Genomic DNA, 14,208 nt, shown 5'->3' with positions numbered 1-14,208 from the left:
CGTTAACCTTTCAAATTTTCACGAAAGGAAGCCCGCCTCTGTTGTCTTGGATTTGACTCATGTACACTTGGAATTATGAGCGAATTTGAGCATCTCATCGCCTGCCCACGATGCGACGCGTTGTACCGTGCTGCACGCCCCAAGACGGGTGAGCGTGCGGTCTGCCATCGTTGTCATTCTGTGCTGATCGCTCCTAGAGTTGGGGCGTCAGTGCGAATGGTCGCCTTGTCGATCTCAGTCTCCATTCTGCTGATCGGCGCACTCTTTTTACCATTTTTGCACATCGAACGGTCGGGCTTGGGAAACTCAAGTTCAGTGTTTGATGTGGCTCTTATCTTTGCTCACGGCATTGGGTTGCCTTTGGTCTTGGCTGTAGCTTCCCTGATCATTGTGATACCTTTACTGCGCGCGCTCTTGGTCATCTATGCCGTTGGACCAGTCGTCTTGAATCGAAATGTTCGGCCTCACGCGGCCCGCGCGTTTCGATGGTCAGAGACGCTGCGCCCTTGGGCAATGGCGGAAATTTTTGTTCTGGGGTGCGCGATCGCATTAGTCAAAATTGTCGACCTAGCGACAGTAGATTTCGGTCCAGCATTATGGATGTTTTCAGCACTCGTTTTGATAAACGTTTTTCAAGATAGTTTTCTTTGTAAATGGACGGTTTGGTCATCTCTGGAACAGACAACATAACATTGACCGCACGCGAGGCGGGTCTTGTCGGGTGCACGCATTGTGCTCGCGTCTGGAGTATCGATACTGCAGTGTGCGGTCGTTGCGGCGCGACGCTGACCTCTCGTGATCCCAAAAGCCTCAGCCGTGTTTGGGCTTGGTGGATTGCGGGTGTTTTGGCCTACATTCCGGCCAATCTATATCCAATTTTGCGCACAAAAACGCTGTTCTCAGAAGAAGAATCTACGATCATCGGGGGTGCCATTGATCTCTTCACCAATGGTGACAGGGGCGTGGCGGCGATCATTCTATTTGCCAGTGTTCTTATCCCAGTTGGGAAATTTATCGCAGTTGCTTTTCTTGCGCTGGGCGCAAAACGAGCATCAAATCTACCCGGGCACCACCGGCACGTCCTGTTCGAAATCGTCGAATACATTGGCCGATGGTCAATGATTGACGTGTTTGTGGTGGCTATCACCTCTGCTTTGGTGCAGCTAGGAAGCGTTGCGTCTATTCAACCCGGACCAGCCGCATTGGCATTTGCGTTGTCCGTCATTTTTACCATGCTCGCTGCGCAGAGTTTTGACAGTCGGATGATCTGGGACCGGATCGAAGAGGAAAAAGTAAGTGAGTGACCAAGCGCCAGAGATTCAAATCAAGCCTGCCCGTGCAAGCATTTGGGAGCGGGCCTCGATCGTGTGGATTATTCCGTTCGCAGCTCTTCTGATTTCACTGGTTCTGGCTTGGCAAAATTATAGCTCTCGCGGCCCGTTGATCGAGATCACCTTTAATGATGCATCAGGCGTCCAAGAGGGTGAGACCGAGGTAAAATATCGAGATGTCACCATAGGAAGGGTCGCCAAAGTCGGTTTCACTGATGACTTGAGCAAAGTGATAGTGACGGTCCGGCTAAAGAACGATGTCGCGCGGTTCGCAGACGGCGATGCACAGTTTTGGATCGTTAGTCCCGAGGTCACCACGCGGGGTGTTACAGGGCTCGAAACCGTATTGTCCGGTGTTTTCATCGAGGCAACTTGGGACAACCAACCCGATGGTATTCGCTATTTTTTTGAAGGTGACGACAAGGCGCCTCTCATTCGACCGGGCCAAGAAGGTGTCCAGATTGCTTTGCGGACGACTGCTGGTGAAGGTCTCTCAGACGGTACGCCGATCCTATACAAAGGGATCGAGGTTGGCAGGATTTCGAATTCGCGCATCGCACCTGACGGTATTTCATCAATTGCTGATGCGTTTATCGAAGCCCCTTACAACGACCTGATCAATACGTCGACAAGGTTTTGGGATACTTCAGGCTTTACCTTTTCGATTGGCGCTGATGGCGCTGACGTTGACTTTCAATCTCTCGCATCGCTGCTGTCTGGCGGTATCACTTTTGACACTATCATTTCCGGCGGCGAGATGGTCGAGGACGAGACAATCTTCCGTCTTTACCAAGACGAAAACCTCGCGCGTGCCAGCGTCTTTGCCGATCCTGATTCAGATGCGTTGCTTCAGCTTTCGGTGGTGTTTGACGACAACGCCAGCGGTCTAATCGTTGGCGCCCCTGTCGAATTGAACGGCGTCAGCATTGGCGAGGTAACCGGCATCACTGGTTTAGTCGATCCCGATACCTTTGGCGATACCCGCGTCAGGCTGCTAGCAACAATGGCCTTGCGGTCCAGCAAGATGGGCTTGGGCGATCAAATCTCAGTCTCTGAAACGTTAGATTTTCTCGAAGATCGCGTCTCTGCTGGGCTGAGGGCACGGCTCGCTTCTGCAAACATCTTTACGGGCGGCCTAAAGGTTGAGTTTGCTTTGCTCAATGCCCCCGCACCAGCATCGATCGACCGGGGCGGTATCCCCTTCCCTGTTTTCCCAACAACCGGATCTGACATTGCTGATGTAGCTGCGACAGCCGAGGGCGTTTTTGAGAGGATCAACAACCTGCCAATTGAAGAGGTCTTGCAATCCGCAATCAGTGCGCTTGATGCAGGCACGACCTTGCTTGCTGGTGATGACCTGAACGCTGTCCCTGGCGAAATCCTTAGGCTTGTTGGTGATGCACGCGGGGTAATTGGATCCGATGAAGTGCAGGCATTGCCTGCGCAAATCGGGGAGACGGCCACTGCGCTGACGTCGGCTGTCACCGATGTACAAAGCATACTCAGCCAGCTTGAAGAGCAAGACGCTGTTAATCGTATCGTTTTCGCAGTGGAGGCCGTTGGACAGGCGGCAACATCGGCAGATGAATCGCTGCAGCGCCTACCTGATTTGATTTCTCAAATCGACGCACTCGTAGCCACAGCTAATGATTTACCGCTCGAAGAGTTGATAACGGAAGGATCGCGACTGATCCAAACAACCAACAACTATTTCGCTTTGGAAGGCGTGCAGGCACTGCCCAACGAGCTGAAATTGGCATTGGCTGAGATCAATACACTTGTCTCAGGGATCAACGCAGAAGACGGTTCCGCCAAGTTAGTGACTGCAATCGAGCAAGCGGGCCAAGCTGCGTCCCAAGTTCAAGATGCGGCGTCCGACTTGCCAGCACTCATTAGTAATCTGACCCAGTTGTCCGAGCGCGTCCGCGATATGCCTGTCGACCAAGTCATCGATGAAGTTAATACCTTCCTCAGCGCGGCGACCCGATTGATCGATACGCCAGACGCCCGCGAGCTTCCTGCTGAACTAAACGATGCTTTGGCAGAGCTTACCACGATTATGGGCGAGCTGCGCGATGGCGGCGTTATCGAAAATGCAAACACAACACTGGCCGCAGCAAGTGATGCAGCCAAATCGGTTCAAACCGCAGCCGATGAATTGCCCGCCTTGGTTAGCCGATTGAACCGCGTGCTGGCACAAGCCGAAACGACGTTGTCCGGCCTCGACGAAGACTCTACGTTGAACTACGAGGCACGCACGGCATTGCGTGATATCCAAGCAGCGGCTGATGCCGTGACTTCACTTGCCCGCGCAATCGAGCGTCGGCCCAATTCGCTTTTGACTGGACGTTAGATGACTACTCGCATCCTACATTTTGTAATGATTGCTCTTGTAACCGCTTGTAGCTCGAGTGAACCAACCCTGCGCTACGCTGTCCCCACTGTTGATGCGGGTGCTCGTATTGGGGTCTCTGTTTCCACTGTCGAAGTTCGCGCAATCACGTTGCCCAGCTATGCCAGCGACGAAGAGATCTTTACCGAAACAGCCGAGGGCGCGCTGGTCTCAAACCCAGACTTGCTCTGGGCTGACGAGCCATCGCGCGCGATGTCATTGAACCTGTCACGCACTCTGTCTGAAATCACGCGTGCACGTGTCGCTGGCGAACCTTGGCCGTTTGAAGAACGCCCCAACGCGCAAATTGACGTTCGCGTCGAAGAAATGGTCGCCGGAAATACGGGCGAGTTCCGATTATCCGGTCAGTATTTCGTCACTAGCCCAAGCGGCGAAGGGCGCGAGAATTCGCACCGATTTGAGATCACCACTCCCTATTCGACAGAAGGCGGGGCTCAATCGATTGCATTAGCGCGCGCCACAGCCGTTCGTGACCTAGCTCGTGAAATTGCAAACGAAGGGCTGTAGGTTATGAAGACCGTACTTATTACCGGAACCGCAGGGTTCATCGGATTTCACTTGGCCAAAGTTCTGTTGGACATGGGGCACCGCGTCGTCGGCTTTGACGGGATGTCAGATTACTACGACGTTGATCTGAAAAAACGCCGGCACCAGATTCTATTGCAAAATGCGAACTTCTCTTGCGTCGAAGGCCAGCTCGAAGATTTTGATGCTCTACATGATCTAATGATGGACGCCAAGCCGGACGTGATCGTGCACCTCGCGGCCCAAGCTGGTGTTCGCTATAGCCTCGAAAATCCGCGTGCTTATGTGAACACCAATCTGATCGGTACATTCAACGTTATGGAGTGCGCCCGCGAGCTGGGTGTCGATCACTTACTGATGGCATCGACCTCGAGCGTTTATGGCGCAAACACACAGATGCCTTATGCCGAGACGCACAAAGCAGACCTGCCAATGACGATCTATGCAGCGACGAAAAAGGCGAACGAGGCGATGGGGCATTCTTATGCCCACCTACACAACCTACCCGTTACGATGTTTCGTTTCTTTACGGTTTATGGCCCGTGGGGTCGCCCCGATATGGCGCCCCATAAGTTTACCAAAGGTATCCTAGAGGGCCATGAAATCGACATCTACAATCACGGCGACATGTATCGGGACTTCACGTACGTCGAGGATCTCGTACGCGGCATCGGACTGTTGGTCGACGTACCGCCTGTTCGACCGGAGACCGCAGAAGACATCGAAGAAGGCGATAGCCTCAGCCCAGTTGCACCATTCCGCGTCGTGAACATCGGCAATTCTGAAAAGGTACGCCTGCTGGACTTTATCGAAGCGATCGAAGACGCCGCAGGTGTTAAGGCTAAGCGGAACTATATGGACATGCAGCCCGGCGACGTGCCGGCAACGTGGGCAGATGCGTCACTGCTCAAGCGTTTGACTGGCTACAGCCCAAACACGAACATCCGCGACGGGGCGGCAAAATTCGTAGCTTGGTATCGCGATTATTACCTAATTTAGAATTTGGCATTGTGCGTAAAGAGACGAGCGCCATTCAGCTCGTAAGAGTCGACCAATTCACGAGCGCTCTCACCAACCAGCCAGTCCTCCAGGTTATTAGCAAGTTTGAATTTTACATGGTCATGACGCGTCGGATCTACGGCGATAAAACTGTACTGATTGAACAGGGCCGCGTCACCTTGGAACACAATTTCTAGATCGTCTTGATTTCCAAAATTGAGCCAGCTCGCGCGATCAGAAAGAACATAAGCCCCCATCGCAGACGCCGTGTTGAGAGCAGCCCCCATTCCCGATCCAGTTTCAAGATACCATGGCCCAAACTCTTCTATCTCCAAATCAGAATTTTCCCATAAAGCGCGCTCAGCTTTGTGGGTGCCGCTGTCGTCGCCACGACTGACAAATGGGGCACTGCCCTTTGCCAGTGCTACAAAGGCTTGGCTCGCAGAGTGTGATTGTGAAATTTGCCCAGGATCATTCTTTGGGCCCAGAACGATAAAATCGTTGTACATGATTTCGCGACGCGACGCACCGTGGCCCGACGCGACAAAGGCGGCCTCGGCGCTCGGTGCATGAACCAAGAGCGCATCCACGTCACCTGCTTGGCCCAAGCGCAAAGCTTGTCCTGTTCCAACGACCAAGAGCTCAACATTCAAATCAAGCTCTCGTTTGATCGCTGGCAGCAACACATCTGCCAACCCCGAATTTTCAAAAGAAGTGGTAACCGCAAGGCGCAAACTATCGGCGGACACGGCGCTGGAGCATACAAGCCATACGAGCGCTGCTGTGAGTGTTTTCATTCGACAATGTCCCCGGCGATAAATGCGCCCGCTCTGGCGGATTTCGGATGGTCCAAGAAGTCAGGCATTGGACCGTGTTCTAGAATTTCGCCTTGGACGATGAATACGGCCGTTTGTCCCAGTCGCCTCGCTTGGCCCATATCGTGAGTGGCCATGACAACCGTTGTCCCGTTGGCATGCACTTGGGTCAGGATCGCCTCGATCTCTCTGGTCGACTGGCCGTCCAAACTCGCCGAAGGCTCGTCCAGAAACAAGAGTTGCGGGTCTGTGATCATGGCCCGTGCAAGGGCGAGCTTTTGTTTTTCACCGCCGGACAGGCTGCGCGCGGGTTGATCAGCTGCCGCCGTCAAACCGATGCGCTCTAGCCAAATGTCGACTTGGTTCGTGTCGGGTTGCTTGCGTAATTTCAACGGCAGCGCCACGTTCTCGCGAACCGTCCGACGCAACAATGTCGGGCTCTGGAAAACAAAACTCTGTTTCGATTGAGCTAGACTATCGTCGACTGCGAACTTTGCTGCCCCACCGCGCACCCGTTCTAGGCCGTGCATCAAGCGCAACAGGCTGGTCTTACCAGATCCGTTAGGTCCCATGACCATGACGAAATCGCCCTTGGTGATCGTCAAATCAATCGGCCCAACCAAGGTTTTCGATTTCCGTCGTGCGGTCGTGCCGCTCAATGTAAGGGGCAGAATGTCCACTACCAGCGCCCCTCTTGTTCCGTACGTGACAGCCCGTGGATAATTAGATTGACCGTGATCGACAGCCCAATCAGCACAAAACCAAGACCCAGCGCCAACGCAAAATCACCGCGGCCAGTTTCCAGCGCGATTGCCGTCGTCAAGACGCGGGTCACGTTGTCGATATTCCCTCCGACAATCATGATCGCACCAACCTCACCAATGGCACGGCCAAAGCCAGCCAGGGCGGCCGTGATCAATGCACGCCGCCCATCCCAAAGCAAAATCTGCATGCGCTGCCATTTCGTGGTGTTAAGCGAAATCAACAAGTCGTGGTATTCTGCCCAAAGCTCGCGAAGCGCCTGATGCGCGATTGATGCGATCAGCGGTGTGATGATCACAACCTGCGCAATGATCATTGCTGTGGGAGTGAACAACAAATCTAATACGCCGAAGGGCCCCGAACGGCTGAGCAAGAGATAGACAATCAATCCGACCACAACTGGCGGCAAACCCATCAATGCATTCAACAAGGCTATCGCCCAGCGCCGGAACCGAAAACGACGCACTGCCAACCATGCTCCGAACGGCAATGCGATCAAAGAAGCAATCAAGACAGCCGTCACCGTCACGCGCAGGGACCGGCCAGTGATCGACACCAGATCAGGGTCGAACGACACAACCAGAAAAAAGGCCTGTGTTATTCCATCCCAAATCTCGGTCATCATCGCTCCTTCTGTTGGTGCGCGGCTATCTGGAAACCGGTCACCTGTCATTAAAGAATTGACGCAGCACCTGTTCCACGGCACGAAAATCCTACGCATTTAGAATAAGGATGATCCAATGGCAGGCGCCAGACCAGAACAAGCCGTTTTGACCCGCGATACCGACATGTCCAAGACCGAAGAGACACGTGCCGTGATTGAAAGCATGGTTGATGGGCTAAATGACCACCGGATTTCCGACATCGGAGAATTCTTTTCCGAGAGCTTTCGCTGGATGGGGAACCAAGGATGCGGCACAAAAACGGGCCTGCGCGAGTTTCAAGACAACTGGCAAAAGCCTTTCCAAGCCGCGTTCTCTGACAAAGTCTGTATCGACGAAGCGCGCCTCTATATGGGTGAATGGGCCGCTGCATTTGGTCGCCAAGAAGCAACTCATGCGGGCGAGTTTATGGGCATCGCGCCTACAGGGAAACGCGTCGAAATCCGCTATATGGATTTTTGGAAAGTCGTCGACGGTAAGATCGTCGACAACTATGTCATGGTCGATTTTCCGCACGTCATGCAGCAGCTGGGTGTCGATGCCTTTGACGGGGACGGTTGGGAAAACCTAGATCCCAAGACCTAGGTCACACGTGATTTGGTTTTGTATTCTGGAAGATCCCATAGGGCGTTGTTGATGACGTCCTCGATTATTTTTGCAGCTTCGATGACATCACTTTCGTCGATGTAGAGCGGCGTAAACCCAAACCGCATAATATCAGGCGCGCGGAAGTCGCCGATCACGCCGCGCGCAATGATCGCCTGCATCGCAGGGTATCCGTTTTCAAAGTGAAACGAGACCTGAGATCCACGATCCGCGGGGTCCCTTGGGCTAGCAAGCGTCAATGTCGGACAGCGCTGCTCAACCTCGGAAATGAACGTTTCGCACAATTGGATTGATTCCGCGCGAATTTCATCCATTCCCAATCCGTCCCAAGCATCAAGCGCAGTATCTAGGGCCGTGATTTGCATAACGGGCGGTGTTCCAACGCGCATCCGTTCGATCCCTTTGCCTGGGCGATAATCTAAATCAAAGGCAAATGGCGCCTCGTGTCCCAGCCATCCTGCCAATGCAGGGCGGACAGTTTCAATCAAATCGGGTCGCACATAGATGAACGCTGGTGCTCCGGGTCCACCGTTTAGATATTTGTACGTACATCCGATGGCAAACTCGGTGTTGATACCTTCTAGATCGACAGGCACCGCGCCTGCGGAATGCGCGAGATCCCAAATCATAACGGCACCGACCGAGTGTACTTTTTCAGTGATCGCAGCCATGTCATGCAGTCGCCCGGTACGGTAATCAACCTGAGTGAGCATCACTGCCGCAACAGTTTCATCAATCGCGTCCATCACATCCTGTGGCTCTGCCAATTTTAGGACATGGCCCGCCTTTAGCGTTTTGAGCAGACCATCCGCCATATAGAGGTCGGTCGGGAAATTGCCGGTATCAGACAGCACTACCTTGCGATCCGGACGCATCTCGATTGCGGCTGCGACGGCCTGATACACTTTGACGGACAAAGTATCGCCCAAAACGACTGATCCAGTGGGTGCGCCAATCAGACCGCCAACGCGATCACCTACACGAGACGGCTGGGCCATCCAGTCCGCCTTGTTCCACCCAGTGATCAACAGCTCACCCCATTCGTCCTGCAGCATACTCGCCAGACGCTCAGGCACCGCACGAGGCAATGGCCCCAACGAATTTCCGTCGAGATAGATCATCCCGTCTGGTAAGTGAAACAGCTCTTTTCTGGGCAAATTCATCGCGCATATTCCTATTTTTCTCGTGCACTTTGTTCCGGCCAGCCGCTAGGCGCAAGTGGTCACGAATATGTCACCACGATTGCAATGGGACGCGTCTGTCGTCACAACGGTGCGACACCTTAACGAGAGCCTTATGTTTGACGCCAAAATGCGCACGCTGATCGACCCCCCGTTGAACATGATGGGGCGTGCGATTGCCCAGACCGGAGTGACCGCAAATGGCGTGACGCTGGGCGGTTTGGCAATCGGCTTGATTGGCGCTGCTCTAATTGTGTTTGGCTCGACCGGTTGGGCACTTGCGTTCATTTTGGTTAGCCGAATTGCCGACGGACTAGACGGCGCGGTCGCCCGTGCGACGCAAAAGACTGATTTCGGTGGTTATCTCGATATTGCCGCTGATTTTCTATTCTACGGCGCGGTACCAATGGCCTTTGTCTGGATGAACCCGGATCAGAACGCGATTGCAGGTGCGTTTCTGCTCACCTCGTTCTACTTCAATGGCACCAGCTTTCTAGGATTTGCGATCCTTGCAGAAAAACGAGGCGTCGAAACTTCGGCCCAAGGCAGCAAATCGCTCTACTACTCAAACGGACTGCTCGAAGGCACAGAAACTATCGTGTTCTTTGTCGTTCTTTGCCTATTTCCTGCATGGTTCGCTCCGTTGGCTTGGCTCTTTGGCCTCGCGTGTTTTGCCACGGCAATCTTGCGTCTCTTTGCGGCGCGCTCACTCTTTTCCAACTAAACATCAAGGGATCACTATGAAACGTTCACTTCTTGCTTGTGCATTTGCGCTGGCTGCTCTGCCAGCATTTGCAACGCCGAACCCATCCGATTGGGATGCTGTTGTCGCCGAGGCCAACGGTCAAACTGTATATTGGAACGCTTGGGGTGGTTCAACCACAACCAACGACTTTATCGCATGGGCCGGTTCACGCGTTCTCGAAGACTATGGCGTGACGCTTGAGCACGTCAAACTCACCGATACTGCAGATGCGGTAAGCCGCGTTGTGGCCGAAAAATCGGCTGGTGCGGACACAGATGGTGCGATCGACATGATCTGGATCAACGGTGCAAACTTTAATGCTATGAAAGAGGCCGATTTGTTGTTTGGCCCCTTCGCCGAACAGTTGCCTAACTGGCAGTTTGTCGATGCAGAAGGCAAAACAGTCCAAACCGACTTTACTGTTCCGGTCGAAGGGTTCGAGGCACCTTGGGCGATGGCTCAGGTCGTGTTTGTCCACGACACCGCCCGTTTGTCCGAGCCGCTCGGCGATATGAATGCCCTGTTGGAATGGGCCAAAGCGAACCCTGGTCGTTTCACATTCCCTCAGCCACCTGACTTTCTCGGCACTACCTTCCTGAAACAGGCGTTGATTGATTTGTCAGATGACACGTCGGTTCTGCAATCACCTGCAACAGAAGAAAACTATGCCGCAGCGACAGCGCCGCTCTGGGCGTTTCTCGAAGAGTTGACGCCAAACCTATGGCGTGAAGGTCGTGCGTATCCTCAAACCGGTCCGCGCCAGCTGCAGCTGATTTCGGATGGCGAGGTCGATCTGGCGATTTCGTTTTCACCCGGTGAAGCGTCCGCGGCGATCGCAAATTTCCAGCTACCCGAAACAGCGCGAACGTTCGTTCTGGACAACGGCACACTGGGCAATGCCAGCTTTGTTGCAATCCCGTACAATTCAGGTTCGGCTGCTGGTGCGATGGTTCTAGCAAACTTCCTAATGTCGCCCGAGGCGCAAGCCCGCCAGCAAGATCCCAACATTCTGGGGTATGGCACTGTATTGAACATGGATGCATTGGACGCTGATCAACGCGCTGCATTTGATGCCCTAGAGCTTGGTGTCGCAACGCTATCGCCAGCCGACCTCGGCAGTGTTCAGGCAGAACCTCACCCGAGCTGGTCCGAGCGTATCGCCGCTGAATGGATCGACCGCTACGGCGTGGCCGAGTGATCGATCTGATCCTCATCAAAACCCTCTCCCGTCGCTGCCAACAGCGGCGGGTTTTTCATGTCTGACCGAACTATGTCGAAACGTCTGGCTTGGCTCCCACTTTTAACACTTTTGGCTATGTTAGGGCCTGTTTTGGCCGGTGTACTCGGTACACTTGCACCTGCGTTTGGATATCTGCCAGCTGTTGGCCAAACTGACTGGACGCTAGATCCGTTTCGCAAACTTAGCGACTGGCCTGGAGTGTTTTCTGCTTCTCGATTGTCTCTTACTACCGGCCTTGCTGCGACTGCTGTATCGCTAGGGATCGTGGTTCTCATTACCGCAGGTTGGACCGGCACACGTGCATTTGCGCGGATCGAACGGCTATTGTCACCGCTTCTCTCTGTTCCACATGCCGCCGCTGCCTTTGGTATCGCGTTTCTCATTGCGCCATCTGGGTGGATTGCGCGCGCATTTTCACCATGGTTTACGGGTTGGGATCGTCCGCCTGACCTTTTGATCGTTCAAGACACATGGGGCCTAACCCTCACCGCCGGTCTAATCGCGAAGGAAGTGCCATTCCTTATGCTCATGACCTTGGCTACGTTGGGACAAGCTCAGAATTCTCAGAGCCGCATGGTCGCGCAATCATTGGGCTACGGTCGGGTCTCTGGTTGGATTAAGACTGTATTTCCCCGCGTCTACGCCCAAATCCGACTGCCCGTTTACGTCGTACTCGCCTATTCGATGTCGGTGGTTGATGTCGCGGTCATCCTTGGACCAAACACTCCGCCAACACTATCCGTGCAGATCGTTCGTTGGATGAGCGACCCAGACTTGATGATGCGCCTTCAAGCTGCAGCCGCTGCCCTGCTCCAACTTGCACTCGTCGTTGCGGCTTTGGTTCTTTGGCGTACACTAGAAATCTTGGTTTCTGGTATCGGTCTATTCCTCATTCGACGTGGGAATCGTGGTGTATTAGAGACTATTTTACGCATCTCTGGGATGGTCGCAGCACTGGTCACATCGCTTTCGATCATCTTAGGTTTGGCGAGCTTGCTGATTTGGTCTTTTGCCGGTCTTTGGAGTTTTCCTGATGCAATTCCTGACAGCCTCACCATGCGAAGCTGGATGCGCCACGGCGACAGCATCATAGGAAGCTTTGGGCAGACCATGGCTATTGCGAGTATCGCGACGCTGATCGCGTTGGTCCTTACTATCGGCAGTCTCGAAGCCGAACATCGGTACGGAATATCTTTGAATGCTCGCTCGACGTTTCTGCTCTATTTACCGTTGATGATCCCGCAAACCGCGTTTCTACCCGGACTTCAAACCCTGATGTTGGGTGTCGGGGCCAAGGTCGGCATCGTACCCGTCATAGCTGCCCATGTCGTATTCGTTCTACCATATGTTTTCTTGTCGCTTGGGGCGCCATTCCGCGCATGGGACACACGCTATGCATCGATCGCTGGCGCGCTGGGTTCGTCGGCTGACCGTGTTTTATGGCGTGTAAGACTGCCCATGCTGTTGCGGCCCGTTTTAATAGCAACGGCGATCGGCTTTGCCGTGTCGGTTGGGCAATATCTACCAACGCTACTAATCGGCGGAGGGCGGGTTCAAACCCTCACAACCGAGGCCGTCGCGCTTGCTTCAGGGGGTGATCGACGTGCCATTGGCGTCTACGGTCTGGGTCAAACACTGGCTGCTTTGCTACCTTTTGCGATAGCCACCCTTTTGCCGGCTATGATTTGGCAAAACCGACGAGGACTACGTCATGAATGAACTAGAAGGGCTGTGTCTAAAGTCGGTCTGTATCGCTAAGGACAACACAACGTTGATCGACATAGACGTCCACATCAAACCGGGCGAGATCACGTCCATCATGGGACCATCCGGATCGGGAAAATCAACGCTGCTCTCCTTCATTATCGGGACGCTGGCGCCTGACTTCGATAGCCGCGGTTCTATTGTTTTGGACGGCGTGGATGTAACAAACCTAGCGGCAGAGCGGCGCAGGATCGGGATTTTGTTCCAAGACGATTTGCTGTTTCCGCATCTATCTGTTGGCGACAATCTTGCATTCGGATTGTCCGCAGCGGTGCGGGGTCCAGAACGCACTGCGCGTGTCCAAGACGCACTGTCGGAGATTGGTCTCACTGACTTTGCCACGCGCGACCCAGATACTCTGTCCGGTGGTCAAAAGGCTCGGGTTGCTCTCATGCGAATGTTGTTGTCTGAACCTAAGGCGTTGTTGCTGGACGAGCCTTTTTCGCGACTAGATACCGACCTGCGCGCCCAAATTCGGAGCCTTGTCTTTGAGCATGCTAAAGCGCGCGGGCTGCCGGTCTTGATGGTCACGCACGACGACCAAGACGCCAATGCAGCCGGTGGTCAGGTTATCCGATTATGAACGAAAAAGGCCGCCGGATTTCCGACGGCCTTCTTTAAGATTTCTAGAGGTGCTACTCAGCCATCGCAGCTTCGACCGTTTCGGCATCAATCGTTGGGCCGACAGTGGCGAGGTAGGCGAACAAATCTAGTGCATCCTGCTCTTCACGCACCTTGTAGGCCATCTTGCCGCGTGCACGGCGATCATCGAGAGCTTCCCGAAGCCAACCTGTCGGATCTTGGACATAGTCGGAAAAGTTGGCCTCGGTCCAAACCAAACCGTTTTCCTCACCAGCTTGAACAATAGACTTGCCATAGCGGTACTCTTCGACCGAACCGAGCTGACGGTAAGCTGTGCCGTACAGGTTTGGGCCGGTCCGCGCGTTGCGACCCGCGAGAGTTTCCCCATCTGCGTCCATCACAACGTGGCAGGCGACACACTGGCGGTTGAATTGCTCTTCGCCCGCTGCCGCGTCGCCGGCTAGCACGAGGTTGTCAGGCAAATGCCCGTCGGCGAACGCCGGAACGGCAAGCAATGTCAAAGTAGCTGCAAAAGTAAACGTTTTCATGGTCTCTCCCTTTGTACTAGACCTGCGCGGCAATA

General features: G+C 54.0%; 15 protein-coding genes. 10 read left to right on the top strand and 5 right to left on the bottom strand.

From position 1 onward, the window contains the following. The first annotated feature begins 75 nt into the window (after positions 1 to 75). From TR2A62_RS12480 to TR2A62_RS12460, 5 genes are read left to right on the top strand one after another with little or no spacing between them, the layout of a single operon-like run. A complete protein-coding gene (locus TR2A62_RS12480; protein ID WP_040820712.1) occupies positions 76 to 690 on the top strand; it encodes a paraquat-inducible protein A in 615 nt (204 codons plus the stop codon). Then, complete coding sequence (locus TR2A62_RS12475) at positions 654 to 1,304, top strand: paraquat-inducible protein A (RefSeq protein ID WP_009158830.1); 651 nt, start codon at positions 654 to 656, stop codon at positions 1,302 to 1,304. Before TR2A62_RS12480 ends, TR2A62_RS12475 begins: the two co-directional genes overlap by 37 nt. Next, the gene (locus TR2A62_RS12470) at positions 1,297 to 3,684 is read left to right on the top strand and encodes an MlaD family protein (RefSeq protein ID WP_009158255.1); all 2,388 of its coding nucleotides are present in this window, start codon (positions 1,297 to 1,299) and stop codon (positions 3,682 to 3,684) included. Before TR2A62_RS12475 ends, TR2A62_RS12470 begins: the two co-directional genes overlap by 8 nt. Continuing rightward, a complete protein-coding gene (locus TR2A62_RS12465) occupies positions 3,685 to 4,251 on the top strand; it encodes a membrane integrity-associated transporter subunit PqiC (RefSeq protein WP_009160910.1) in 567 nt (188 codons plus the stop codon). 3 nt (positions 4,252 to 4,254) lie between these two features. After that, entirely contained in the window at positions 4,255 to 5,268 is a 1,014-nt protein-coding gene (locus TR2A62_RS12460; protein ID WP_009158278.1) for an SDR family NAD(P)-dependent oxidoreductase, read from the top strand. Here the strand turns inward: TR2A62_RS12460 and TR2A62_RS12455 are convergent. Genes TR2A62_RS12455 through TR2A62_RS12445 form a run of 3 tightly spaced genes read right to left on the bottom strand, consistent with a single transcriptional unit; the run spans position 5,265 to position 7,467 of the window. Then, positions 5,265 to 6,065, bottom strand: coding sequence for a substrate-binding domain-containing protein (locus TR2A62_RS12455; RefSeq protein ID WP_009157500.1), 801 nt, complete (start codon positions 6,063 to 6,065; stop codon positions 5,265 to 5,267). The genes TR2A62_RS12460 and TR2A62_RS12455 overlap by 4 nt on opposite strands. Next, complete coding sequence (locus tag TR2A62_RS12450; RefSeq protein ID WP_009158429.1) at positions 6,062 to 6,763, bottom strand: ATP-binding cassette domain-containing protein; 702 nt, start codon at positions 6,761 to 6,763, stop codon at positions 6,062 to 6,064. Before TR2A62_RS12450 ends, TR2A62_RS12455 begins: the two co-directional genes overlap by 4 nt. Further along, positions 6,763 to 7,467, bottom strand: coding sequence for an ABC transporter permease (locus tag TR2A62_RS12445; RefSeq protein ID WP_040821517.1), 705 nt, complete (start codon positions 7,465 to 7,467; stop codon positions 6,763 to 6,765). The genes TR2A62_RS12450 and TR2A62_RS12445 overlap by 1 nt, the downstream gene beginning before the upstream one ends. A gap of 118 nt (positions 7,468 to 7,585) precedes the next feature. On the opposite strand from TR2A62_RS12445, the gene TR2A62_RS12440 reads away from it, so the two are divergent. After that, positions 7,586 to 8,092 carry an ester cyclase gene (locus tag TR2A62_RS12440; RefSeq protein ID WP_009158982.1) on the top strand — a complete coding sequence of 169 codons (507 nt, stop codon included), beginning with the start codon at positions 7,586 to 7,588 and terminating at the stop codon, positions 8,090 to 8,092. Here TR2A62_RS12440 and kynU read toward each other — a convergent pair. Continuing rightward, on the bottom strand, positions 8,089 to 9,276 hold the full coding sequence (kynU, locus tag TR2A62_RS12435; protein ID WP_009158130.1) for a kynureninase: 1,188 nt from the start codon (positions 9,274 to 9,276) through the stop codon (positions 8,089 to 8,091). The two genes, TR2A62_RS12440 and kynU, sit on opposite strands and share 4 nt — an antisense overlap. A 133-nt stretch (positions 9,277 to 9,409) precedes the next feature. Between kynU and TR2A62_RS12430 the strand changes: the two genes are divergently transcribed. The 4 genes from TR2A62_RS12430 (at position 9,410) to TR2A62_RS12415 (ending at position 13,626) form a co-directional block, all read left to right on the top strand. Further along, on the top strand, positions 9,410 to 10,018 hold the full coding sequence (locus tag TR2A62_RS12430) for a CDP-alcohol phosphatidyltransferase family protein (RefSeq protein ID WP_009160651.1): 609 nt from the start codon (positions 9,410 to 9,412) through the stop codon (positions 10,016 to 10,018). A gap of 16 nt (positions 10,019 to 10,034) precedes the next feature. Continuing rightward, entirely contained in the window at positions 10,035 to 11,237 is a 1,203-nt protein-coding gene (locus TR2A62_RS12425) for an ABC transporter substrate-binding protein (protein ID WP_009157777.1), read from the top strand. A gap of 117 nt (positions 11,238 to 11,354) precedes the next feature. Beyond that, on the top strand, positions 11,355 to 12,998 hold the full coding sequence (locus tag TR2A62_RS12420; protein ID WP_223296112.1) for an ABC transporter permease: 1,644 nt from the start codon (positions 11,355 to 11,357) through the stop codon (positions 12,996 to 12,998). Further along, positions 12,991 to 13,626, top strand: a complete 636-nt coding sequence (locus TR2A62_RS12415) for an ATP-binding cassette domain-containing protein (RefSeq protein WP_009160771.1) — start codon at positions 12,991 to 12,993, stop codon at positions 13,624 to 13,626. The genes TR2A62_RS12420 and TR2A62_RS12415 overlap by 8 nt, the downstream gene beginning before the upstream one ends. 52 nt (positions 13,627 to 13,678) lie before the next feature. Here TR2A62_RS12415 and TR2A62_RS12410 read toward each other — a convergent pair whose 3' ends face one another. Further along, the gene (locus tag TR2A62_RS12410) at positions 13,679 to 14,173 is read right to left on the bottom strand and encodes a cytochrome c family protein (protein ID WP_009159983.1); all 495 of its coding nucleotides are present in this window, start codon (positions 14,171 to 14,173) and stop codon (positions 13,679 to 13,681) included. Positions 14,174 to 14,208 lie beyond the last annotated feature (35 nt).

The organism is Thalassobium sp. R2A62 (genome assembly GCF_000161835.1).
GTDB lineage: Bacteria > Pseudomonadota > Alphaproteobacteria > Rhodobacterales > Rhodobacteraceae > Thalassobium.
The sequence above is the reverse complement of the archived record's forward strand: the minus strand, read 5'-3'. Positions and strand labels throughout refer to the sequence as shown.